We start from the raw sequence: 22,530 nt of genomic DNA, 5'->3' as shown, positions 1-22,530 counted from the left end.
TGCGCGCCCCTTCACGAGATCACCAGCGCATCTTCACGCCGACGCTCGCATTGACCCCGCTCTTGATGCGCGAGTCGCCGCCGGAGCCCGACCACAGCTTGCCCAGCTCCACATACACGCTCGTGTTCTCGGCCACCTGCAGCGTGGCCCCTGCCGCCAGCTCGGTGCTGCTGCCGCCGGTGCGCGTCGCGATGTCGGTGAAGCCGGCCGGGCCGACGAAGCGGGTGACGTCGGTGCCGCGGCTGCTGCGGTGGAAATTGACCCGCACATAAGGCTGCAGCACCCCGGCGCGGGTGACGAACTCGCCCTTCACGCGCACGCCGGCGCGTGCCCGCCAGCCGTTGTGGCTGTTCTGCTGCACGAGCGCGCCGGAGATGCCCGTGTCGCCCAGGCTCACCCGCTGGTGCACCAATTGCACCTGCGGCTCGAGGGTCCAGTTCTGCGCGATGGGAATCGACTGCCCCACCTCGATGGACGCCAGCAGGCTGTTGCCCTTGCCGCCCCGGGAGAAGCCCAGCGTGGGCCTGGCGGTGTAGCGGTGGCGCCCGGCCTGCAGCACGCCGTCGACGTACACGCCGCTGGCGTGCTTCCAGGTGGCATAGGCGCCCAGGTATTCGCTCTTCTGGTTGTTGGTGCCCACGCCGAGGTTCGCCAGGCCGCTGGCAAAGCCGTTCACGCGCATGTCGCCGTCGAGCTGGCCGACGTACACGCCCGCGTGCCAGTCGGGGTTGGCCCACAGGTCGGTGCCGGCCTGGAAGCCCGTGAGGCGCCCCTTGCTCGTGGGGCTCACGGTGCCGCCCTGCGCGATGGTGCGGTCGGTGCTGATGATGCGCCCCCACGCCTCGCGGTAGCCCTGCGTGGGCTTGGCCGGGTTTGCGCCCGCTACAAGGTCCTCACCCATGCGCAGGCGCCTGTTGCCGAGCATCGCGAAGCTGGACTGGCGCAGCTGCTCGGGCAGCGCGGCGTACAGCGGCACTTCGGCGCGGTAGGTGGGCACGGCGAGCACGGGCACGACGCCGGTGCCGCCAGTGCCCGAGCCGCCACCGCCGGCAGGCGGCGTGACGGGCGGGACAGGCGTCACGGGCGTCACGGGTGCAGCGGTCGAGCGCAGGTACCAGTTCTCGCCCGCGCCGGTGGCGTCGGCCGCATGCAGCCGGTACTCGTAGGCGCCCGCATCGACGTGCGTGCCGGCCAGCACGAACGCGCTCTTGGTCGTCTGCGCGGTGGTGGTCGCACCGTTGAGGGCGCTGATCACCTCGATGCCGTTGCCGGTGGTGAGCGCGCCCAGGCCGCCCAGGTTGGTGATCTGCACGTTGGTCGTGCCGCTGGCGACGGCGGTGGCGCCGCTCAGGACGAGCCGGTCGCTCGCGCTCGCGCTGCCGCCCAGCGCGGTGCCCAGCCGCAGCGTGCCGCCGTTGCCCACCCAGGGACCGTTGACGGTGAGCGTGGTGCCCGGCACCGCGCCCACCAGCGAGACGGTGCCGCTGTGGGCCATCGACGCGAGGGTCTGGCTGTTGCCGGCCAAGTCGAGCGTCGCGCCGGTGGCCACGGTGAAGGGACTCGCGCTGCTGAGCACGTTGGCGGCGCCCGCGCGCAGGGTGCCCGCCGCGACGTTGGTGGCGCCCGAATGGGTGTCGGCACCGCTCAGCGTCAGCACGCCCGCGCCGATCTTCACGAGATCGCTGGCGCCGGAGATCGCGCCGGTCCACGTCAGGGCGTTCCCGTTGGTGTCGATGGTGCCCGTGCCGCCCAGCAGCAGGGCGTTGCTGACGCTGAGGCCGCCGGCGCCCGCGATGACGCTCGCGGTGGCGCCCGCGCCGATGGAAATCGCGCCCGTCATCGACGAGCCGGTGTTCAGCGTGAGGCTGTTGGTGCCGCCCGTGAATGCGACCGCCGCGGCGCGCGTGACGCCGTCGCCGCCCAGGCCGCCCGAGATGGTTCCGCCGTTGGTCAGCGCGAGGTTCGCGCCCGTCACCCCGACGCCGCCCACGCCGTTGGCACCGCTCGGTCCGCCGTTGCTGTTGGCCCCGCCGACGCCGCCCGCCCCACCGGCGATGGTGCCGGTGTTGGTGACGGTTGCGCCCGCGCCGGTCGACGCGAGGCCCGCCCCGCCATCGCCGCCAGCGCCCGGTGAACCGGTGCCGCCCGCACCGCCGCCGGCCGCGCCGCCCGCGCCCCCGGCACCGCCCGTGATCGCGCCGGAGTTGCTGACCGTGACCGCGACGCCCGCCAACGTCGCGCCGATGCCCCCTGCGCCGCCGCCGCCACCCGAGGCGTTGGAACGGGCGGGCGCCAGTTCGGCCCCACCGGCACCGCCCGCCCCGCCCGTGAGGGGACCGGTGTTGGTGAAGCTGAGCCCCGGGTTGGTCGCGTTCAGGTAGAACCCGCCGCCCCCGCTGCCGCCGCCACCGCCCTGCGAGAAAGCGTCGCCGCCCTTGCCGCCGGCGCCGCCCGTGGAAGATCCCGTGGCCGTGTAGCTGCCGAGCGGGCCGCTGAGGATCGAGCCATAGCCGCCTGCACCACCGCCGCCCGCGGCCCAGTACCCGTTGCCGCCCGCGCCACCGATGCCGCCGGTGTAGCTGTCGGACGAATTGGCCACGTTGTTGGCGATCGACATGCCCTGGAAGCCACCGCCGCCACCCCCGCCATAGCCGTTCCCGTTGGCCGCGTCACCGGTCTGCGCCTGGCCCGCGCCGCCGGCGTCGCCCTGGAACGCACCGGGGCCGGTGGGCGTGCTGGCCGCGCCGGCCGCGCCGCCGGTGCCCGGCGTGGCACCGCCGAAGCCGCCGATGCTGGCGTTGGCCCCCGCCGTGACACCGCCCGGCGTGGACGATCCGCCCGCGCCGCCGAAGGCATTGACCGTGGTGTCGTTGAGCCCGCCGCTCCCGCCCGTGCCGTCGCTGCCGCCCGTGCCCGCGTTCAGCGACGCGTCACCGACCGGCTGGCCACCCGCACCGCCGGCCGCGAGCACCGGCACGACGCAGACCCACAGCGCCGCCGTTGCCGCCGCCGCCGCCACCGCGCGCGCGCCGCCCCCGCTGCACGATCGCGCGTGGCCGCGCGCGATTTCCGGCGCGGCCACCCAGGTGCCGGCGGTGGGACTCCACAGGGTTCGGAAGATCTTGTTCATGACTCAACTCCCTCTTCGTTCACTGACTGGGCAGGTGGACCTCCGTGTGCAGCAGCAATGGCTTGCTCCTCCCCACGGCGACGATTTCGGATGTGCAAGTCAAAAATGTAAGAACGCGTGCCAGTTACGCGTATCCCTGCAAGGGGCTACCCTGAAACGGGAGCGACCTGCCCCATGCGGGGCCATGTCGCCTCTGTCAGGGCGTTCGGTAGACGGTCTACCCTGTCGCGTATCCATACGTAACATGTGACTTTTGGACAGCACAATCTCTCGCCCTTGGTGCGGCGCCCAAAAGAAAAGGCACCCTCGCGGGTGCCTTGTTCGTTGCGGATGCGCCCCGGGGCGCGCGCTGTCAGTCCAGCGACACGTTCGCCTTGCGGATCACGTCGGTGAAGCGCTTCGTTTCCGTTGCCACGAACTGGTCGAACTGCGGGCGCGTGGTCGGGAACGGCTCGTAGCCGAAGCTCTTGAACTTCTCCAGCACGTCGGGTTCGGCCAGGCCCTTCTCGATGTCGCGCTTGATCTTGTCCGTGACCGAAGCCGGCAGGCCCTTCGGCACGGCGATGGCGTTCCAGCCGATGACCTCGAAGCCCTTCGGGCCGCCCGATTCGCTCACGGTCGGCACGTCGGGGAAGGCGGCCACGCGCTGGGGCGCGGCAGCCGCCAGGAAGCGCAGCTTGTTGGCGCGCTGCAGCGGGCCGGCGGTGGCGCTGCTGCCCAGCGCAAAGGCCAGCTCGCCGGTGGCGACCGAGGTGTACAGCTGCGTGGTCTCCTTGTAGATCACGTGCTCCATCTGCGTGCCGGTGGCCGACTCGAACAGTTCCGAGCCCAGGTGCACCGGGTTGCCGACCGACCACGAGCCGTAGTCGAGCTTGCCGGGGTTGGCCTTGGCGTCGGCGATCAGGTCGCCCACGGTCTTGTACTTGCTGTTGGTCGCGACGGTGAAGAAGAAGTAGGTCTTGAACAGCGGCAGCAGCGCGTCGAAGTCCTTCGATGCGTCGTATGGCAGCTTCTTGAACAGCGCCGGGTACGCGGCCAGGTGCACGTTGTCGAGCACGATGATGTCGTGGCCGTCCTTGGCACCGCGCTTGAAGGCGTCGATGGCGATGAAGCCGTTGCCGCCCGGGCGATTCTCGACCACCACCGGCTGACCCCAGGCGCGCGAGAGCTTGTCGGCCACGAGGCGGGCCACGCCGTCCGGACCACCGCCGACCGGGAACGGCGTGATGATGCGCACGGGCTTGGTCGGGAAGGCCGCAGGTTGTTGCTGTGCCGAAGCGGTCAGCGGCAGCAGGCCGCCGGCGGTCAGGGCCAGCACGGCCGCTGCGATGGCGCGGCGCGAAAGCGACGAACGGAAGAAGGACATGAGGGAAGTCTCCGGTTTGATGAATCGTTGATGGGTGGGAAGCGGTGCGTCGCCGCTCAGTCGACCGACGCGCCCGAGGCCTTGACGATGCCGGCCCACAGCGCGCTTTCCTTCGCGATGAGCGCGGCGTACTCGGCCGGCCCGCCGAGCAGCGGCACGGCGCCTTCCACGTCCAGGCGCGACTGGAACTCGGCGCCGCCCGCCACCTGCAGCATCTGCGCCGACAGCGTCTTCACGAACGCATCGGGCGTGCCGCGCGGCGCGAGGATGCCGTAGGTGAGCGTGCTCTCGAAGCCCGCGAGTTCGCGCAGGCCCGACTCGGCCACGGTGGGCACGTCGGGCAGCGACGGCAGGCGTTTGGCACCGGTGACGGCAATGGCGCGCAGACGCCCACCCTTGACCAGCGCGAGCGCGGGCGGGATGACGCTGAACATCATCTGCACCTGGCCACCCGCGAGGTCGGTGAGCGCGGGGTTGGTGCCCTTGTAGGGAATGTGATTGATCTTCGTGCCGGTGCGCTGCGCGAAGAGTTCGCCCGTGAGGTGGCCGCCGGTGCCGCTGCCACTCGACGCGTAGTCGAGCAGGCCCGGGCGCACCTTGGCCTCCTTGACGAGGTCGGCCACGCTGCGCACCTTCGAGGCCCCGGGCACCACGAGCACGAGCGCGGACGAGGCGAACATGGCCACGGGCACGAGGTCCTTGCGGGCGTCGAACTTCAGGCCCTTGTACAGCGCCGGGTTGATCGACACGGTGCCCGTGTGGCCCAGCAGCAGCGTGCTGCCGTCGGGCGTGCTGCGCACCACCTGCTCGGTGCCGAGGTTGCCGCCCGCGCCGGGTTTGTTGTCGACGATGACGCCGGACTTGCGCACCTCGCCCAGGCCCTTAGCCATCTGGCGCGCGAACACGTCGTTGCCGCCGCCGGCCGCGAAGGGCACGACGATGCGGATCGGCTTGCCGTCGGCCTGTTGCGCATGCACGGGCAGGCCCGCTGCTGCCAGCAGGCCCAGCAGCAGCTCGCGTCGGGCGAGCGCCATCAGACGCGTTCCAGGATCACGGCAATGCCCTGCCCCACGCCGATGCACATCGTGCACAGCGCGTAGCGGCCGCCGCCCTTGTGCAGCTGGTTCACCGCGGTGGTGGCCAGGCGTGCGCCGCTGGCGCCGAGCGGGTGGCCCAGCGCGATGGCGCCGCCGTTGATGTTCACGCGCGCGTCGTCGTCCTTCAGGCCCAGCAGGCGCAGCACGGCAAGGCCTTGTGCGGCGAAGGCTTCGTTCAGTTCGATGACGTCGATCTGGTCGAGCGTGAGGCCGGTGAGCGCCAGCACCTTCTGCGTGGCGGGCGCCGGGCCGATGCCCATGATGCGCGGCGCGACACCGGCCGTGGCCATGCCGACCACGCGGGCGCGCGGCGTGAGGCCGTGCTTGGCGGCGCTGGCTTCGTCGGCCAGCAGCAGCGCGCAGGCGCCGTCGTTCACGCCGCTGGCATTGCCGGCGGTGACGGTGCCGTCGGGGCGCACGATGGGCTTGAGCTTGGCCAGCGCCTCCAGCGTGGTGTCACGCGGATGCTCGTCCTTGTTGACGATAAGGGCGTCGCCCTTCTTCTGGGGCACGCTCACGGGCACGATCTCGGCGTCGAAGAAGCCGGACTTCTGCGAAGCCACGGCGCGCAGCTGCGAGTTCAGCGCCATCAGGTCTTGCGCTTCGCGCTCGATCTTGTAGTCGGTGGCCACGTTCTCGGCCGTCTCGGGCATCGAGTCGACGCCGTACTGCGCCTTCATGAGCTTGTTGACGAAGCGCCAGCCGATGGTGGTGTCGTACACCGCGTTGTTGCGGCTGAAGGCGCTCTCGGCCTTGGGCATGACGAAGGGCGCGCGGCTCATGCTTTCGACGCCGCCAGCGATCATCAGGCCGGCTTCACCGGCGCGGATGGCGCGCGCAGCGGTGCCCAGTGCATCGAGGCCCGAACCGCACAGGCGGTTGATGGTGCCGCCGCCCACTTCGATCGGCAGGCCCGCGAGCAGCGCCGACATGCGCGCGACGTTGCGGTTGTCTTCGCCGGCCTGGTTGGCGCAGCCGTAGAGCACGTCGCTCACCGCTTGCCAGTCGACGTTCTTGTTGCGCTCGATCAGTGCGCGCAGCGGCACGGCGCCGAGGTCGTCGGTGCGCACGCTGCTGAGCGAACCGCCGTAGCGGCCGAAGGGGGTGCGGACGGCGTCGCAGATGAAGGCTTGGGTGGTCATGTGAGTTGTCTCTCTCTGATTACTTGGATGGGATCAAGCGGCGATCGGAAGGCCGACCAGCGTCTCGAGTTCTTCGCGGCTCAGGCCCTCGACGGTGTCGACGAGCTTCAGGCCCTGCGGCGTGCATTCGAGCGTGGCGAGGTCGGAGTACACGCGCTTGACGCAGCCGATGCCGGTGAGCGGATAGGTGCACTGCTGCACCAGCTTGCTCGCGCCCTGCTTGGTGAGCAGATCCATCATGACCCACGTCTGCTTGGCGCCGATGGCCAGGTCCATCGCGCCACCGACCGCGGGAATGGCGTCTTTCTCGCCCGTGTGCCAGTTGGCCAGGTCACCGGTGGCCGACACCTGGAACGCGCCGAGCACGCAGATGTCGAGGTGGCCGCCGCGCATCATCGCGAAGCTGTCCGAGTGATGAAAGAACGAGCCGCCCGGCAGCAGCGTGACGGGCTGCTTGCCGGCGTTGATGAGGTCGTAGTCTTCTTCGCCGGCCTCCGGCGCGGGGCCCATGCCGAGGATGCCGTTCTCGCTTTGCAGGATGACCTCGCGGCCCTGCGGCAGGTGGTTGGCCACGAGCGTGGGCTGGCCGATGCCGAGGTTGACGACGGCGCCGTCGAAGATGTCTTGCGCGACGCGGGCTGCCAGTTGGTCTTTGGTGCGACGGGTGTATGCCATGGTCATGCTGCCTTCTTGAAGCCACCGGCTTGCGTGGCGACACGTTCGATGCGCACCACCTGGTGCACGAAGATGCCCGGGGTCACGATGGTCTCGGGGTCGAGGGTGCCGAGCTCGGCGATGTCGTGCACGGTGGCGATGGTCTTCTTCGCCGCCATGGCCATCACCGGGCCGAAGTTGCGCGCGGCCTTGCGGTAGACCAGGTTGCCCCAGCGGTCGCCGCGCTCGGCCTTGATGAGCGCCACGTCGCCGTGGATGGGGTACTCGAGCACGTACTGCACGCCGTCGATCTCGCGCGTTTCGCGGTTGCCGGCCAGTTGCGTGCCGTAGCCCGTGGGGCAGAAGAAGGCGCCGATGCCGGCACCCGCCGCGCGGATGCGTTCGGCGAGGTTGCCCTGGGGCACCAGTTCGAGTTCGATCTTGCCGCTGCGGTACAGGCCGTCGAACACCTGGCTGTCGGCCTGGCGCGGAAAGCTGCAGATGATCTTGCGCACGCGGCCGGCCTTGAGCAGCGCCGCCAGGCCCGTCTCTCCGTTGCCTGCGTTGTTGTTGACGACCGTGAGGTCCTTGGCGCCCTGCTCGACGAGGCCGTCGATGAGTTCGCCTGGAATGCCGGCGGTGCCGAAACCGCCGATGAGCACCGTGGCGCCGTCTTGGATGCCTGCCAGGGCATCGGCGACCGAGCGCGCGATCTTGTTGATCATGAAGCTTGTCTCCGGGAGTGAAGAAAGAAACCGAACGGTCCGAACACCCTGCCGAATTCACGATTCCTCGCGAATCGCAATTTGTTCGCCTAAAGAACTTTTGTTCGTATAATGAATTTTAGAGAGGATCGCTCGCCATGGCAACCCACCCCGTTTCCGCCAGTTCCGCCACCGACACGCCCGCTCCCGGCGACAGCTACGTGCAGTCTTTTGCGCGCGGCCTGCAGGTGATCCGCTCGTTCAGCGCGAGCGCACCGCACCAGACCCTGAGCGAGGTGGCGGCCAGCAGCGGCCTCACGCGTGCGGGGGCGCGGCGCATTCTTCTCACGCTGCAGACGCTGGGTTATGTGGTGACCGACGGCAAGCTCTTCACGCTCACGCCGCGCATCCTCGACCTGGGCTTTGCCTACCTGTCGTCGATGCCGATCTGGAACCGCGCCGAGCCCGTGATGGAGGCGCTGGTGCAGCAGGTGCAGGAGTCGTGCTCGGCCGCCGTGCTCGACGCGACCGACATCGTCTACGTGCTGCGCGTGCCGACGCAGAAGATCATGCGCATCAGCCTGGGCGTGGGCTCGCGGCTGCCGGCGTACTGCACCTCGTTGGGCCGCCTGCTGCTGGCCGACTTGAGCGACGACGAGGTACGCGCGCGCCTCGAGGCCTCGAACCTCGAGGCGCTGACCAAGCACACCGTGACCGACATCGACGCGCTCATGGCCAAGGTGGCCCAGGCGCGCAAGCAGCAGTGGTGCCTGGTGAACCAGGAACTGGAAGAAGGCCTGATCTCCGTGGCCGCGCCCATCGTGAACCGGCAGGGCCGCATGGTGGCCGCACTGAACATCAGCGGGCAGGCGAACCGCACGAGTGCGAAGGTGATGCAGGAGACGATGCTGCCGGCGCTGATCGATGCGGCACGGCAGGTGTCGGCGCTGCTGTAGCCGCAGCGCGGTCGCCCTCGCGAAGGCTCAAGCCTCGGAGCGAATGCCCTTCATGAGGATCACGCCACCAAGGCGCGTGGTGTCGGCGCGCATGCGCTTGGCCAGCGTGTCGGGCGAACCGGGCTGCGCCTGCCAGCCGGTCTTGAGCAGCTCGCCGCTCACCTCGGGCGAACTGATCACCTCGACCAGCGCGGCATTGAGCTTGGCCACCGCTGCCTGCTTCATGCTGGCGGGCGCGGCGAGCGCGGTCCAGATCTCGAGGTCGGCGCCACGCACGTCGGCGTCGCGGATCGTCGGCAGCTCGTTGACCAGCGGGCTGCGCTCGGGCGAGGTCACGCCGATGGCCTTGAGCTTGCCCGACTTCACGTGCGGCATCGCCAGGCCCGGCGGCAGCAGCGCCAGCTGGATCTCGCCCGCGAGGATGCCGGCGATCACCTGGGGGTTGCCGGTGTAGGGCTTGTGCTGCGCGGTGATGGCCGCGCGGCTCTTGAGCAGTTCCATGCCCAGGTGGCCCACCGTGCCCACGCCCGGCGTGCCGTACTTGCCGGCGCTGCCCAGGTTGCGCACCCACAGCAGCAGGTCGGCCGCAGACTTGCCCGTGGCGCCGCCCGACACCACCAGCACCAGCGGCGCGGTGCCGATCAGGCCGACGGGTGCGAAGTCTTTCTCGGGGTCGAAGTCGAGCGAGGGGTTCAGCAGCTTGGCGATCGTGAGGTTGCCGTTGATCAGCGCGCCGATCGTGTGGTCGTCCGTGGCCTTGGCCACTTCGGCGGCCACGAGGTTGCCGCTGGCGCCGGGCTTGTTCTCCACCGTCACCGGCTGGCGCAGGAGCTTCGAGAGCGGCTCCGCGATGGCGCGCGCCGCCAGGTCGGGCGAGGCACCGGCCGGAAAGCCCACGAGGATGCGCACGGGCTTGGTTGGCCAGGCGGCATCGCCGCCTGCTGCGCGCTGGGCCCACGAGGCCGGCGTGAACAGCGAGGTGGCAATGGCTGCAGCGCCGCCTTCGAGCAGGCGGCGTTTGGTGATCTTCAAGACGGACTCCGGAGGGTTGGAAAAATCAGGGTAAACACGTGCATTTTGCTTACGAGACGTTACATGATGATGCTGCAGCGCACAAGTTCAGCACAACTGTGAATAGGGCCATCGCAGGGCTCCGTCAGCTTGGTATCCAGAGGTGACGGGCGCATTTACAATGCCTGCCGCATTCCCCTTCCCCACCAACGAGGTCTTGTCCGCAATGCCCAAGAGCCCCCGGCCTCGCGCCCGCTTCAGCTTCTCCCCCACCGTGCGCGCCCTGTTCCTGGCCGTTGCGGCCTGCGGCGCCGCGCTTCCCGCGCTGGCCGCGACCGAGCACGAAGAGGTCGACCGCCTGATGCAGTCCGGCAAGCTCGACGAGGCCATGACCAAGGCCGAGGCCTTCCTCAAGGACAAGCCGCGCGATCCGCAGATGCGCTTCCTGAAGGGCGTGATCCAGCTCGACACCGGCAAGCGCGCCGAGGCCATCGCCGCCTTCACGCAGCTCACGCAGGATGCGCCCGAGCTGCCCGAGCCGTTCAACAACCTCGCCGTCATCTACGCGAGCCAGAACCAGTTCGACAAGGCCCGCAACGCCCTCGAAAGCGCCATTCGCACCAACCCCAGCTACGCCACCGCCCAGGAAAACCTCGGCGACGTGTACGCGCGACTGGCCAGCCAGGCCTACAGCAAGGCGCTGCAGCTCGACCAGAACAACACCGCGGTGCAGCCCAAGCTGGCCGTGATTCGCACGCTCTTCACCGCACCGCCGGCGGCCGGCTCCAAGGGCTCGACCCTCGTGGCTTCGGCCACGACGACGCCTGCACCGGCTCCGGCTGCGAAGGCTCCCGCCCCGGCGCCTGCGCCCGCACCGGTCGCCAAGGCACCTGCTCCGGCACCCGTGCCCGCTCCTGCGCCCGTCGCCAAGGCCTCGCCTGCGCCCGCGCCGGCACCCGCCGCCGCGCCTGTCGCCCCCCCCGTCAAGGTGGCCGCAGCCCCCGCGCCGGCGGCCAAGACGCCTGAACCGGCACCGGCACCAGCGCCTGCTGCAGCCCCGGCTTCCAACGCCGAGATCGAATCCGTCGTGCGCGGCTGGGCCTCGGCCTGGGCCAGCCAGGACATGGACCGCTACCTCGCCGCCTACGGCAGCGACTTCGTGCCCGCCGGCGGCCAGAGCCGCAAGGCCTGGGAAGAAGACCGCCGCGCCCGCATCGTCGGCAAGTCCAGCATCAGCGTGAACCTCGAGAACCTCGCGATCAAGGTCGACGGACAGACCGCCACCGCCAAGTTCCGCCAGATCTACCGCGCCGACAACCTCAACATCGCGAGCCGTAAGACGCTCGAGCTGCAACGCTCCGGCAACCAGTGGCACATTCGCAAGGAAAGCGTCGGCGGCTAGTGGCAGACATCGTCCGGCACGGCCGGCTTCAGACCCTCCCGTTCCCGCTGCGGAGCGGGAAGCTGCTCGCGGCCTTGATGGCCGCTTCTGCGCTCCTGCTGGCCACGCCCGGCGCCGCGCTCGCAGCCAACAACAGCAACAGTTCCAGCAAGTCGGCCACCGCCAAGACCAGCGGCACCAAGGCCGCCAAGGCGGGCGGCAGCCGCGCGTCTGCCAAGGAAGCCCGAGGCGCCAAGGCCGGGAGCGGCGCCAGCAAGACGCAGCTGCAAGCCAAGGGCAAGCGGTCCGCCGTCGCGGCAGACAACGCCAGCGCCACGCGCCCGGCCCGCAAGACCGCCAGAACCGCCGCGCCGCTGCAGGAAGCCAGCGGCGCCGAGGCCCGCCTGATCGGCGTCTACGAACTGTTCGGCCGCGGCAAGACCCGCGAGGCCTTGGCCAAGGCCCAGACCCTCGTGCGCGACCACCCGAACTTCCAGCTCGCGCAGCTCGTGTACGGCGACCTGCTCGCAGCGCAGGTGCCGCCCTCGAACGCCATGCCCGACACCGCCGGCATCGCGCGCCTGCGCGGCAACCCGGCCATGGTCGAGCTGCACGAGGAATCGCGCCGCCGCCTGCAGGCCCTGCGCGAACGCCCGCCCGCCGGCACCGTGCCCTCGCAGTTCCTCACCCTCTCGACCCGCAGCCGCTTCGCCATTGCCGTCGACGCCTCGCGCTCGCGGCTGTACCTGTTCGAGAACTCCGACAAGGGCCTGAAGCTCGTTGCCGACTACTACATCTCCGTCGGCAAGTCGGGCACCGACAAGGCCGTCGAAGGCGACGCGCGCACCCCGCTGGGCGTGTACTACATCACCAGCAGCCTCGATCCGCGCTCGCTGAAAGACTTCTACGGCGCCGGCGCCCTGCCCATCAACTACCCCAACCCGTACGACGTGCGGCGCGGCAAGACCGGCAGCGGCATCTGGCTGCATGGCACCCCGCCCCAGCAGTTCGCACGGGCGCCGCTGGCCAGCGACGGCTGCGTCGTCATGGCCAACCCCGACCTCAAGCAGCTGCTGCGCAAGGTCCAGATCGGCGCCACCCCCGTCGTCACCGCGCGCAGCCTGCAATGGATTTCGCAGCCGCAGGCCGAAAAAGAAACAAAGAAATTCGCCGATTCAATTACCGCCTGGAAAGACGCGCGCGCCAGCGGCAATGAAGCGCAATTGAAAAAATTCTATTTGCCGGATTTCCAGCGCGCCAGCCGCAAGCCCGTCGACGCCGATGCGGTACTCCGCGACGAATTGACCTACGCACAAGGTAAACGAGTGCAAATCAAGGACACGTCGTACCTGCACTGGCGCGACACAGAGGACACCATGGTCGCCACCTTCGGCGAGGTGTTCGAGGGCGAGAAGAACGGCCGCACCCGCCGCCAGTACTGGCTGCGCCAGGGCGGCGAGTGGAAGCTCTTCCACGAAGAAATCCTCGGCTGAGCCCACATCACTGAAGGGGTCTCGGCCCCAAAAGTGTGATTTATTGCCCAAACGGAGCCGCCTTGTCGAGTGTTACAAATTGCACTCCTAGGTACCGCGCTACGTAACACGTAACGGGCATGTTCCCGTAACGTTCAACTTTCGGACGTTCCCACGCCCGTAACGCGTTCCCCTCGTCCATGCCAGTGTGCATGCGGTTTACAGAGGGAAACGAACATCTCCAGACTGTGAATAAGTGACCTTTTCTGCCCCGTTGTGGGGGCCGAGCGAGGCTGGCCGCCTTCCTGCTTTACCCCTCCGAGTAGCACATCCGGGACTCGATCCGGTGTGTTTCTCCTGTTGATACACGGAGTTACGCTGTATAACATCCACCGTGCCAGCCTTTGTTAACACTTCCTTTCAGGAGATCACCATGCTTAGTTCTATTACTCGTTTTCTGCGCGATGAAGAGGGTGCTACCGCAATTGAATATGGAATTATTGCGGGGCTGATTTCTATTGCGATCGTGACTGTTCTGACCACCGCAGATGGCTTGGGCCCACGACTGGCTCGTGTCTTTACGAATATCACCAATGCGCTGCCGGCTGCACCAGCACCGAGCGGCGGAGGTTCTGGCAGCTAATACCCCCCAGAAAAGCGACTGGTGTTCATACAGGCCTGTCTGCTGTGGCTGCTCTTCGTTACTGTCTATGACTTTCGAAAGCGCCGCGTCCCGAATGCTCTTGTGCTGGCCGGGGCTGCTCTGGCCCTGGCAGCCATCGCTTCGGGCTCACAACCTTTTGGTCTCAGTTGGACCGCGGCACTTGTGGGCGCAGCATCAGGCTTCGGATTTCTGCTCCTCTTCTATGCAACCGGACTTATGGGAGCAGGCGACGTGAAATTCGCTGGAGCTCTAGGGTTGTGGGTAGGGTTGCCGGCCCTGATTCCCATTTGGATCGTGGCCAGCTTGCTAGCGGGCGTCCACAGCGTCCTCTGGCTTGTCTTGACACGCTGGCCTCTATTCCCGCGACTTTCCTTGATGCTGGCGGGTCCAGCTCGTATTTCTGATTCCGGCAGCTCACCCGGCCGGCTTCGCATCGTTCCCTATGCGGCCTATCTCGCCTTGGCCGCTGCGGCCTGGATGGTTTGGGAGCGACAGAGTTAGCCAACACCAGTCAACTCTGCCCGTCTCGCAGGCCCTTCATCTCCTTTCCATGATCGCTTGCCCCTCTCATTCAGTTCGCCGCTCATGATCAATCTCACCAAAATCATCGCAGCCGTCTTGGTTCTTCTGGCCATCGCGCTGGGGGTCTACGCTTGGATGCTCGGCCGGCAGCCGGCACCAAAGATCGCCATGACTCCGGCGCCGGCAGCAACGCAGACCCAAAGCCCACCAACGGTCACGCACGCAGTCGTCGTCGCAGCCAAACCGTTGCCGGCAGGTCAGGTCATTCCCGCCGACGGCCTGCGCGTCGAACGCCTTACCGTTAATCCAGTTGGTGCTTTCCAGGATGTGGCAACCGCGGCGGGGCGAGTTCCGGTGCTGGACCTTTCGGAAGGCACGCCTGTGATGGAGAACCAACTGGTTTCGGGCCTGTCACTTCGTTTGGAGGAGGGCCAGCGAGCGGTTGCCATCAAGGCCGACGAGATCATGGGCGTCGGCAACAGGATTCAACCCGGAGACTTCGTCGACGTGTTCATCACCTTGAAGTCGGACGGGAGGGATGTGGACCGCAGCCAGGCACGACTGCTGCTTTCTCGCAAGCGTGTCCTCGCCTATGGCTCTGCCTCGGTTGATGGCCTTCCCTCAAAGGCGATAGACAAGCAGCAAGCACAACAAGCCCAGCGCACCGAGGCCGCTCGCACCGCGGTTCTCGCCGTTCCCGTGGACGACGTCAACCGCCTCACGATCGGTGACGCCACAGGCCGGCTGATGCTGGCGTTGCGTAACCCCAGCGACATGGCAGAACCCGACCCCAAGCTCTTCGCCACACTTCCCACCGCACTACAGCCTGCAACGTCTCGCCCGGGGGAACCTCGCCGCGACCCGCTGGACGGACTCGACCGTGCCCAAGCCGGGCTGACTGCCGTGGACCTTGTCACAGGTGGCAAGGCCTTCGCCAACAGAGCTTTTCCACTTGAAGCGCGTGCCATCTCCAGCGGTCCGCGCTCGCCCCAAACCGGCACCGGTCGCGGCGGCCTCCAAGTCGAAGTTATTCGCGGCGAACGCAGCGAAACCGTCAGCTACTGATCGCGGTGCGCATCGCCGTCACGTCCGTCACACAAGAAAGAAGCCACATGCTCCATACGCCACGCGAACTGTCGAGCAGCCATCCAGGCGCCCCGTCGCTGCTGCGTTCGTCGCTTATCGCGCTCTGTGCGTTGACCCCTGCGGCTTGGCCGCTCACCACCGGCGCCGCGGATGCGCCGCTCGTGCGCACCGTGTCTCCGCGTCCGGTGGTCCTCACCGCCGGCACTCAACAGGAGTTGCTGATTGACAAGGGCATCGAGCGAATGGCGATCGCCGATGAGGCTGTAGCAGCTGTCACCATCACGCGCAAGACGCCGAATGCACCGGCGGCACGTCTGATCGTCACCGGCAAGTCGGCCGGTCGCACCACTCTCATGATCTGGGAAAAGGGCAATGCCGCGGCGACCACCTATGCCATCGAAGTACGACGCAGGGCAACCAATCTGACCGGAACATTGGACAGCGTCGCCGCGCATCAGCAAGCGCGCGATACGGCAATGGCCGGTGCAGCGGACAAGACTGAGCTGATAGATCGTTCCGTCGTGGCCGTGCGCAGCAACACCGTTCAAGTTGAAGTGAAGGTCGTTGAGTTCAATCGAAGTGTGCTCAAACAGGCCGGCCTGAATATCTTCAGCACACGTGCGAACTCCAACGGGTTCAGCTTCGGGGTTTTCGGTCCGTCTTCGCTTGGCAGCACCACCTTCGCGCCCAATGGCTCCATCAGCGGCGAATTCGGCAACCCGCTGGCACAAGCGTTCGGCCTGCTGTTCAACTTCGGCAAAGCCGGAATTGGCGTGAATGTCGGCTTCCTCGAAGGCAATGGCATGGCTCGGGTGCTCGCCGAACCCACTCTGGTGGCAATGTCGGGCCAGAGTGCCAGCTTCTTGGCCGGTGGAGAGCTGCCGGTTCCCGCTCCACAAGGCTTGGGTAGCACGAGCATTGAATACAAACCCTTCGGCATCGGCCTCACTGTGACGCCCACCGTGCTGTCCAACGATCGCATCGTGCTCAAGGTGGCGCCCGAAGCCAGCGACCTCGACTACACCAACTCGCTCAGCATCGGCGGCGTCGCCGTACCCGCGATCAGCACCCGGCGCGCCGACACCACGGTAGAACTGGGAGACGGAGAAAGCTTCATCATCGGCGGCCTCGTCAGCCGCACTACCACCTCGAATGTCGACAAGGTCCCGCTTCTTGGCGACCTGCCGATCCTGGGCACCTTCTTCCGCCAGAACAAGTACCAGATGAGCGAGAAGGAACTGGTGATCCTCGTCACCCCGCATCTGGTCAAGCCGATTGCCCGCAACACCGATCTGACGCCCTACCTCCCAGGCGGCGCCGAACAGCGCGACGGCCCCGTGTGGCGCTCGCACTTCCTCGGCGGCGCAGCCAACACGGCGGTGCCGGGCTTCTCCCGCTGATGGATGACGGTCTTACGAATCGCGCATCGCAGAACGGCACCATGAACGCCCCACGCGACAACCTTCCGGAAACTGGCAGCGAAACCTACCTGTTCGCGTCAGCCAACGGCGGCCACATCACCTGGCTGACAGACGCCCTGAGCCACGAAGGCTCGGTCGTCGTCCTGAGCCAGGACACGAAGACGATCGACGAGCGCATTTCCCTGCTCGGCCCCGTGGCTGTGTTCATCGACTTCTCTCCCGAGCAAGCCACCGCAGCCAGCGAGCTCCATCAACGCCTGAAGCGCGACTGGCCCACCCTGCCCGTGCTGGCCGCCGGTGTGTCGTCGCAACCCGCGGCGATGCTGGCCGCCCTTCGCGCCGGTGTGGACGACTTCATCGACCTCTCGGCCACGCCCGATGAAGCCGTGGGCACCCTGCGCGCGCTTCTCGAAAAGCGGCGCTCGCTCCCCGGGGGCCTGCGTGGCAGCACGCTGGCCCTGCTGGGCGCGCGTGCCGGCCTGGGCGTCACCACGCTGGCCACGAGCCTGGCGCTCACGCTGTACGACCAACTGGGGCAAGCGCCCGCACGCACGCCAGGCCGCAACGGCCGCCATGGCGTGGCGCTGCTCGACCTGGGCCTACCCGCACGCGACGGACTGCTGTACCTGAATACGCAAAGCGGTTTCAGCTTCGTCGATGGCGTGCGCAACCTGCGACGCCTCGACCAGACCCTGCTGCACACGGCACTCGCGCATCACACCAGCGGCGTCGCCGTGCTGCCACTGCCGACCAATCTGGCGCAGGTGCGCGAGATCTCGCACGCCGATTCCGTCTCGCTGATCCGTCGCCTAGCCGACTTCTTCGACTTCCAGATCGCCGACCTCGGCGGCTTCTCGACCATCGACTTCATCGCCCAGACCGTGCGCGAAGCACAGAACGCGTGGGTGGTGTGCGACCAGAGCATCGGCGCCATCGTCTCGACGGCCAACATGCTCAAGGAGCTGCGCGCCCGCAATGTCGAGACCGAGCGGATGACTCTGGTCGTGAACAAGTTCGACGCTCGCGTCGGCCTGTCGGCCAAGGACATCGCCGAACGCCTTGAGCTGCCGCTGCAGCACGTGCTGCCCGAGCGCAGCACCCAGCTGCTCGCCGCCGGTTGCCGCGGCGAAATGCTCGTGCGCACCGCCCGCAACGATCCGTATGCACAGGCCGTCGGCGGCCTGGCCCGCACCCTGCACCAGGAATACATGTCCGTCTCCGGTCAACCGCCTGCCAAGGACCCACGCTGGGTGGCACTGATGGCGCAGATCACGGGGCTCTGGAAGAGAGATAACGAAGGCTGATCCATGTCCACTGATATCGAATTTGCCGACGACGACCAGGCGTTCATCAACTCCCAGCAATTCCAGGACATCAAGAGCTGGACGCACGATCACCTGCTCAGTCGCATCGAAGAGCTGGGCGCGGAGTTCGGCCGCTGGTCGCGCGCGTCTATCCAGCAGTTCGTCGAACTGGAGGTCGACAGCTTCGTGCGCCTGCGCCGCGTGCCGATCAACGACCGCGAGATGCAGCTCATCGCCGATGCGCTGACGAAGGAGCTGGCCGGCTTCGGCCCGCTGGAAGACCTGCTGAACGATCCGGCTGTCGAAGACATCCTGATCAACGGCTATGAGAACGTCTACGTGTCGCGTCACGGCATCCTGGAACGCGAAACGCTGCGCTTCACCGATTCCGAGCACGTCATGCGGATCGTGCGCCGCATCCTGGCGCCGCTGGGGCGTCGGCTCGACGAATCGAACCCGATGGTCGATGCGCGCCTGCCCGACGGGGGGCGCATCAACGTCATCATCGAACCGCTAGCCATCGATGGCCTGTCCGTCTCCATCCGCAAGTTCCGCAAGGAGCCCCTCACTCCCGCAGACCTGGTGAAGCTCGGGACCTTCGATGCCGGCATGGCGCAACTGCTCGAGATCGCGGTGCGAGCACGCTGCAATGTGCTGGTGAGCGGCGGAACCAGCTCCGGCAAGACATCATTGCTCAATGCCCTGGCAAGCTTCATTCCCGCGCGGGAGCGCGTGATCACCATCGAAGACACGGCCGAACTTTCACTCAGTACCAGCCACGTGGTACGCCTCGAAAGCCGCCCCGGTGGCTTCGACGGCACGGGGGTTGTATCGATTCGCGACCTGCTGCGCAACAGCCTGCGGATGCGACCGGATCGAATCATCGTCGGCGAGGTGCGCGGCGCCGAAGTCATCGAGATGCTGCAGGCCATGAATACCGGGCACGAAGGTTCCATGGGCACCATCCACGCCAGCTCGCCGCGCGAGTGCCTGTATCGACTGGAAATGCTCGCCGGCTTCGCCGGCTATCAAGGCAGCGAGGTGAGCCTGCGTCGCCAGATTGCCAACGCCATCGATTTCATCGTGCAGATCGGCCGGCTCTCCAACGGGCAGCGGCGCATCATCTCGCTCAGCGAAGTCACAGGCGTGAACGACAACGTGGTGGCAATGCAAGAGCTTTACCGCTACGAGCCTGTCGTGTCGCCGGACGGAGAAGAACGCGATCGCTGGGTCTCACTGGGCATTGCGCCTCATTCGCCGAAGATCACGCGCTTCCGTCAATCCTTCGCCCGCACCCAAAGTGGAGAAGGTCGTGCGTGAAGCACTGCTCATCGTGATCTGCATTGCGCTGCTGCTAGCGGCGAGTGGATTGTTGCTTTGGCAGTGGGCAAGAAATCGGCAGAGCCGCCGCGCAACCGAACGACACCTTGAGCAACAGATTCTGGCGAGCAGCGCTGATGCGACAGCAAATGCCCCGCAGGTGCCGACTCTGCGCGCCCCTCCTGCAGAGGCGTTCGTTCCTGGCATCACGTCGGATCCCTGGCTTCAGAACGAGATAGCAGCAACTCCGGCCAGTCGAAAGCTCTCGCTGGAATCCGTTCTTCCCGCGTGGCTCCACGGGATCATCCCGCCTCGGGTTGCCGCACTTTCCGCAATCGGCACCGTCGTGTTGTGCTTGCTGGCGGGCGTCTTTGGAGGTTGGGTCGCTGCCGCTGGTGTGCTCTTTCTTCTCATCGTCGCCTCTGCCTTCGCAACGTGGTTGCGCCTGCAAAAAGTCCGCCGTCAATTGATCAGCCAGTTGCCCGCTTACATCGATGCAATGGTTCGTCTGATCACCATCGGCAACTCGACGCAAGCGGCCTTTCAATTGGCGATCGCCACGACACAGGACCCACTGCGAGGACACATGGAACGCGCTGCGGTCCTGGTACGTGCGGGCGTGGACCTTGACCGCGCGGTGCATCAGATGGCGAACAATGTGCGTGTGGAGGAGATGTTCCTGCTGGCCTCGATCCTGGGACTGAGCGTGCGCTACGGCGGCCGGTCCGACCTCCTCCTGGAGCGAGTTGCCAACTTCATGCGCGACAGCGAGCAGGCCCAGCATGAACTGGTCGCAATGTCTTCCGAAACACGCCTCTCAGCCTGGATTTTGGGACTTCTTCCTCTCGGCGTCGGCGCCTTCCTGATCCTGACCAATCCGTCTTACTTTGTGGGCATGTGGAACGACGGAACAGGGCGAGTACTGATCTTTTCGTCTGCAGGGCTACAAATACTGGGCGCCATCTTCCTGTATCGATTGGCGAGGCTCGCATGAATCTCACGTCGAACCATCTCGCTACCCTCAGTATTGTGTTTCTCGCACTGGGCTTGCTGGTCGCTGCGGGTGCATTGATTGCAGCAGAGCGTCGCCGCAGCCGCAGCGGTCAGGTAATCGGCCGCGCCCTCCGTCGGGACACGACCACCCAGATCGATCTGAAGACTCCTCCCGAAACCGATTTAGAACCAGGTGCCGCCGCGCGCGCCGACATCGAGCTTCCCTTTCATTGGCTCGACTCGCGAATCGGACGCGCCCTGGTCGCAGACGAAGACCGACGACTTATCGATCAATGTGGACTCGCGTCCAAGCGGGCACAACTGATCTTCTTGGTAACCCGTCTCGCTCTGGCCATCCTCCTTCCAATGATCGTCTGCGCCGTCTGGAAGACCAGCCAGAGCGATCGCACCTTTGTGATCGTTCTCGCTGGGGCCTTCGTGGTTGGTTTCATGCTCCCAAAGTGGGTGCTTGGTCGAATCGCGGCCGGCCGCCGCGAGCGCATATCGCGTGAGCTTCCGCTCTTTGTCGATCTCTTGAAACTCCTGCAAGGCGTGGGTCTGAGCCTCGATCAAAGTCTGCAGATCATGGCCGACGATTTTTCACATGTTCTGCGGGTGCTCGGCTACGAACTGACGTTCGCCAACCGCCAATACAGCCAGGGACGAACGCGTGAGCACTCCCTTCAACGCCTCGCCACCCTCCACGGCAACGAGGATCTGCGCGGCTTGGTCTCTCTGCTCGTGCAGGTCGATCGCCATGGGGGAGCGGTGCAAGAACCCTTGCGTATCTTCGGCGAAAGGCTGCGTGAAAGGCGGCGCTCGGAAATGAAGGAACGCATCGGAAAAATCACCGTGAAGATGACTGGCGTCATGGTGACCACGTTGCTACCTGCCTTGGTGATCGTGACGGCCGGTCCCGGGTTCATTGCCATCTTCCGTTCACTGGCAGCAGTCTCCAAATGAGAAACATCAATCTCCTTGGCAAGCAATCCCATAGCGCACGAAACCGATTTTCGGTACACGCTGCGATTTGCCTGATGTTCCTTGCGCTTTCCGGGTGCACTACCCCCAAGGATCAGTACGCTGCCAGCGTCGATGCTCAACAACGTATGGCAGCAGAAGCCGTCGCCGAAACCAAAGCGGGAAACTCCATCGATACGAAAGAAACCTACCTCAAGCTCGTCGAACAGATGCAGCGAGAGAACCTGTGGTTTGCTTCACTGGCACACATCGATGCTCTCGAACAACGCTGGGGAACGTCCCCCGAATCCACTCGCCTGCGCGCTGATGCCTTGCGTCAAACTGGCCAAGCAACGCAGAGCGAAGCGGCCTATAGACGGCTGATGGGCACCGCGCTTGAAGGTGCCGGTTGTCGCGGACTGGGTCTCTTGGCCGGAGCACGCGGGAACTACGCGGAGGCGGTGCAATTTCTGAAGCAGGCCCAGCGCCACACACCGACTGATGCGCTGCTGTTGAGCGATCTTGGCTATGCCCACCTACGCGCAGGCTCCATTGAGGAGGCTCGCTTGCCGTTGATGCAAGCTCTTCAGCTTCGCCCCGACAGCACGCAGGCACAAGCCAATCTCGCCTTGTATCTCGAACTCACGAATCAGCAGGAACAAGCCGCGGCCATGATGGATGCGAATCGCATGTCCACCGCTGCGCGTTCGGCGGTCAGAGAAGCTGCACAGCGACTCCGTGATGGTGCAGCCGCGCCCCGTGCACTGGTCGCACCCGCGGGGACATCAGCTCGCGACGAAACCCTTCCGCTTGCACTCAAGACTTCACGGCGGTCGCACTTGACCGAGATACGCACCGCCATTCCAGCAAATCCGGAGGCCATCGCCTCTTCGCCCCCTCCGATCCCGACTTCAAGAGGTACACCATGAAAAAAGAGTGCGATGCCGTGCTCCACGCTTTGTCCAGATGCGGTCTCCTTGTGGCGCTGCTTTCCTCCTCGCCGGCGGTTCTGGCGCAAGGCGCGGCACCGGCAGGACCGGCTGCAGTACCTCTCACCGCAAACGTGCAAGCTCCTGCAGTTGCCGAACCTTCAGTCGATACGCCATCTCCGCATGAAGAAGAGCACGGCTACGCTCCGCTGCAAGTTGGCGACGCTACCCAGGGCCTGCTGGCCTGGCAGCGCAGCGGTGACATCGCGTCCAAAACGCCGCGCCCGATTGCAGGAAGCATCGCGCAGCGCAGTTACGAACGCTATTTGAAGAGCTTTGAGTTCCCGATCCCCGAGCGCTTCAACTCAAGCGTCAAATCCGGCAGCGCCAGCAATGGCACCGGTGGCGGCAGATAGGC

Annotated in this window: 20 protein-coding genes; 13 read left to right on the top strand and 7 right to left on the bottom strand. The window is 66.4% G+C overall.

Translation table 11 applies throughout. The features are described 5' to 3' along the window. Positions 1-19: 19 nt before the first annotated feature. The 6 genes from AC1RLW_RS27260 to AC1RLW_RS27235 all read right to left on the bottom strand — a co-directional run bounded on the left by AC1RLW_RS27260 (position 20) and on the right by AC1RLW_RS27235 (position 8,114). Entirely contained in the window at positions 20-3,130 is a 3,111-nt protein-coding gene (locus AC1RLW_RS27260; protein WP_493195775.1) for an autotransporter outer membrane beta-barrel domain-containing protein, read from the bottom strand. Between the two features lie 352 nt (positions 3,131-3,482). Next, a complete protein-coding gene (locus tag AC1RLW_RS27255) occupies positions 3,483-4,496 on the bottom strand; it encodes a Bug family tripartite tricarboxylate transporter substrate binding protein (RefSeq protein WP_095948087.1) in 1,014 nt (337 codons plus the stop codon). A 56-nt stretch (positions 4,497-4,552) separates the two neighbouring features. Beyond that, a complete protein-coding gene (locus AC1RLW_RS27250) occupies positions 4,553-5,530 on the bottom strand; it encodes a Bug family tripartite tricarboxylate transporter substrate binding protein (protein WP_493195774.1) in 978 nt (325 codons plus the stop codon). After that, positions 5,530-6,735, bottom strand: coding sequence for a 3-oxoadipyl-CoA thiolase (gene pcaF, locus AC1RLW_RS27245; protein ID WP_062482451.1), 1,206 nt, complete (start codon positions 6,733-6,735; stop codon positions 5,530-5,532). Before pcaF ends, AC1RLW_RS27250 begins: the two co-directional genes overlap by 1 nt. Before the next feature lie 33 nt (positions 6,736-6,768). Beyond that, positions 6,769-7,416 carry a 3-oxoacid CoA-transferase subunit B gene (locus tag AC1RLW_RS27240; protein ID WP_062482449.1) on the bottom strand — a complete coding sequence of 216 codons (648 nt, stop codon included), beginning with the start codon at positions 7,414-7,416 and terminating at the stop codon, positions 6,769-6,771. Then, complete coding sequence (locus tag AC1RLW_RS27235; RefSeq protein ID WP_062482447.1) at positions 7,413-8,114, bottom strand: 3-oxoacid CoA-transferase subunit A; 702 nt, start codon at positions 8,112-8,114, stop codon at positions 7,413-7,415. Before AC1RLW_RS27235 ends, AC1RLW_RS27240 begins: the two co-directional genes overlap by 4 nt. Before the next feature lie 137 nt (positions 8,115-8,251). Here AC1RLW_RS27235 and AC1RLW_RS27230 point away from each other — a divergent pair, with 137 nt between their 5' ends. Continuing rightward, positions 8,252-9,049 (top strand): IclR family transcriptional regulator domain-containing protein, encoded by a 798-nt coding sequence (locus AC1RLW_RS27230; RefSeq protein ID WP_493195773.1) that lies wholly within the window; start codon positions 8,252-8,254, stop codon positions 9,047-9,049. 27 nt (positions 9,050-9,076) lie between these two features. Here AC1RLW_RS27230 and AC1RLW_RS27225 read toward each other — a convergent pair whose 3' ends face one another. Then, the gene (locus AC1RLW_RS27225; RefSeq protein WP_493195772.1) at positions 9,077-10,081 is read right to left on the bottom strand and encodes a Bug family tripartite tricarboxylate transporter substrate binding protein; all 1,005 of its coding nucleotides are present in this window, start codon (positions 10,079-10,081) and stop codon (positions 9,077-9,079) included. Positions 10,082-10,286: 205 nt separating this feature from the next. Between AC1RLW_RS27225 and AC1RLW_RS27220 the strand changes: the two genes are divergently transcribed. The 12 genes from AC1RLW_RS27220 to AC1RLW_RS27165 all read left to right on the top strand — a co-directional run bounded on the left by AC1RLW_RS27220 (position 10,287) and on the right by AC1RLW_RS27165 (position 22,528). After that, on the top strand, positions 10,287-11,462 hold the full coding sequence (locus tag AC1RLW_RS27220; protein WP_493195771.1) for a YybH family protein: 1,176 nt from the start codon (positions 10,287-10,289) through the stop codon (positions 11,460-11,462). Between the two features lie 77 nt (positions 11,463-11,539). Continuing rightward, positions 11,540-12,934 (top strand): L,D-transpeptidase family protein, encoded by a 1,395-nt coding sequence (locus AC1RLW_RS27215; protein ID WP_493195769.1) that lies wholly within the window; start codon positions 11,540-11,542, stop codon positions 12,932-12,934. Positions 12,935-13,307: 373 nt separating this feature from the next. Beyond that, positions 13,308-13,556: a Flp family type IVb pilin gene (locus tag AC1RLW_RS27210; protein ID WP_493195768.1), complete on the top strand. Its 249-nt coding sequence runs from the start codon at positions 13,308-13,310 to the stop codon at positions 13,554-13,556. A 21-nt stretch (positions 13,557-13,577) separates the two neighbouring features. Beyond that, entirely contained in the window at positions 13,578-14,078 is a 501-nt protein-coding gene (locus tag AC1RLW_RS27205; RefSeq protein ID WP_493195767.1) for an A24 family peptidase, read from the top strand. Positions 14,079-14,162: 84 nt separating this feature from the next. Further along, positions 14,163-15,164 carry a Flp pilus assembly protein CpaB gene (cpaB, locus tag AC1RLW_RS27200; protein WP_493195766.1) on the top strand — a complete coding sequence of 334 codons (1,002 nt, stop codon included), beginning with the start codon at positions 14,163-14,165 and terminating at the stop codon, positions 15,162-15,164. A gap of 47 nt (positions 15,165-15,211) precedes the next feature. Continuing rightward, complete coding sequence (locus tag AC1RLW_RS27195) at positions 15,212-16,585, top strand: type II and III secretion system protein family protein (RefSeq protein ID WP_493195765.1); 1,374 nt, start codon at positions 15,212-15,214, stop codon at positions 16,583-16,585. 41 nt (positions 16,586-16,626) lie between these two features. Continuing rightward, the gene (locus AC1RLW_RS27190; protein ID WP_493195764.1) at positions 16,627-17,910 is read left to right on the top strand and encodes a CpaE/TadZ family protein; all 1,284 of its coding nucleotides are present in this window, start codon (positions 16,627-16,629) and stop codon (positions 17,908-17,910) included. A 3-nt stretch (positions 17,911-17,913) separates the two neighbouring features. Beyond that, positions 17,914-19,230, top strand: coding sequence for a TadA family conjugal transfer-associated ATPase (locus AC1RLW_RS27185; protein ID WP_493195763.1), 1,317 nt, complete (start codon positions 17,914-17,916; stop codon positions 19,228-19,230). Next, the gene (locus tag AC1RLW_RS27180; protein WP_493195762.1) at positions 19,223-20,224 is read left to right on the top strand and encodes a type II secretion system F family protein; all 1,002 of its coding nucleotides are present in this window, start codon (positions 19,223-19,225) and stop codon (positions 20,222-20,224) included. Before AC1RLW_RS27185 ends, AC1RLW_RS27180 begins: the two co-directional genes overlap by 8 nt. Further along, positions 20,221-21,186, top strand: coding sequence for a type II secretion system F family protein (locus AC1RLW_RS27175; RefSeq protein ID WP_493195761.1), 966 nt, complete (start codon positions 20,221-20,223; stop codon positions 21,184-21,186). Before AC1RLW_RS27180 ends, AC1RLW_RS27175 begins: the two co-directional genes overlap by 4 nt. Beyond that, the gene (locus AC1RLW_RS27170) at positions 21,183-22,112 is read left to right on the top strand and encodes a tetratricopeptide repeat protein (protein WP_493195760.1); all 930 of its coding nucleotides are present in this window, start codon (positions 21,183-21,185) and stop codon (positions 22,110-22,112) included. The genes AC1RLW_RS27175 and AC1RLW_RS27170 overlap by 4 nt, the downstream gene beginning before the upstream one ends. Then, a complete protein-coding gene (locus AC1RLW_RS27165; RefSeq protein WP_493195759.1) occupies positions 22,109-22,528 on the top strand; it encodes a DUF3613 domain-containing protein in 420 nt (139 codons plus the stop codon). The genes AC1RLW_RS27170 and AC1RLW_RS27165 overlap by 4 nt, the downstream gene beginning before the upstream one ends. The last annotated feature ends 2 nt before the right edge of the window (positions 22,529-22,530 follow it).

It is taken from the genome of Variovorax sp. GW822-FHT04A09, from assembly GCF_058801005.1.
The sequence above is the reverse complement of the archived record's forward strand: the minus strand, read 5'-3'. Positions and strand labels throughout refer to the sequence as shown.

Coding starts and splice junctions, on each gene's coding strand:
- AC1RLW_RS27260 (WP_493195775.1), bottom strand. CDS start 3,130: ATGAACAAGATCTTCCGAACCCTGTGGAGTCCCACCGCCGGCACCTGG.
- AC1RLW_RS27255 (WP_095948087.1), bottom strand. CDS start 4,496: ATGTCCTTCTTCCGTTCGTCGCTTTCGCGCCGCGCCATCGCAGCGGCC.
- AC1RLW_RS27250 (WP_493195774.1), bottom strand. CDS start 5,530: ATGGCGCTCGCCCGACGCGAGCTGCTGCTGGGCCTGCTGGCAGCAGCG.
- pcaF (WP_062482451.1), bottom strand. CDS start 6,735: ATGACCACCCAAGCCTTCATCTGCGACGCCGTCCGCACCCCCTTCGGC.
- AC1RLW_RS27240 (WP_062482449.1), bottom strand. CDS start 7,416: ATGACCATGGCATACACCCGTCGCACCAAAGACCAACTGGCAGCCCGC.
- AC1RLW_RS27235 (WP_062482447.1), bottom strand. CDS start 8,114: ATGATCAACAAGATCGCGCGCTCGGTCGCCGATGCCCTGGCAGGCATC.
- AC1RLW_RS27230 (WP_493195773.1), top strand. CDS start 8,252: ATGGCAACCCACCCCGTTTCCGCCAGTTCCGCCACCGACACGCCCGCT.
- AC1RLW_RS27220 (WP_493195771.1), top strand. CDS start 10,287: ATGCCCAAGAGCCCCCGGCCTCGCGCCCGCTTCAGCTTCTCCCCCACC.
- AC1RLW_RS27215 (WP_493195769.1), top strand. CDS start 11,540: ATGGCCGCTTCTGCGCTCCTGCTGGCCACGCCCGGCGCCGCGCTCGCA.
- cpaB (WP_493195766.1), top strand. CDS start 14,163: ATGATCAATCTCACCAAAATCATCGCAGCCGTCTTGGTTCTTCTGGCC.
- AC1RLW_RS27195 (WP_493195765.1), top strand. CDS start 15,212: ATGCTCCATACGCCACGCGAACTGTCGAGCAGCCATCCAGGCGCCCCG.
- AC1RLW_RS27190 (WP_493195764.1), top strand. CDS start 16,627: ATGAACGCCCCACGCGACAACCTTCCGGAAACTGGCAGCGAAACCTAC.
- AC1RLW_RS27185 (WP_493195763.1), top strand. CDS start 17,914: ATGTCCACTGATATCGAATTTGCCGACGACGACCAGGCGTTCATCAAC.
- AC1RLW_RS27175 (WP_493195761.1), top strand. CDS start 20,221: ATGAATCTCACGTCGAACCATCTCGCTACCCTCAGTATTGTGTTTCTC.
- AC1RLW_RS27170 (WP_493195760.1), top strand. CDS start 21,183: ATGAGAAACATCAATCTCCTTGGCAAGCAATCCCATAGCGCACGAAAC.
- AC1RLW_RS27165 (WP_493195759.1), top strand. CDS start 22,109: ATGAAAAAAGAGTGCGATGCCGTGCTCCACGCTTTGTCCAGATGCGGT.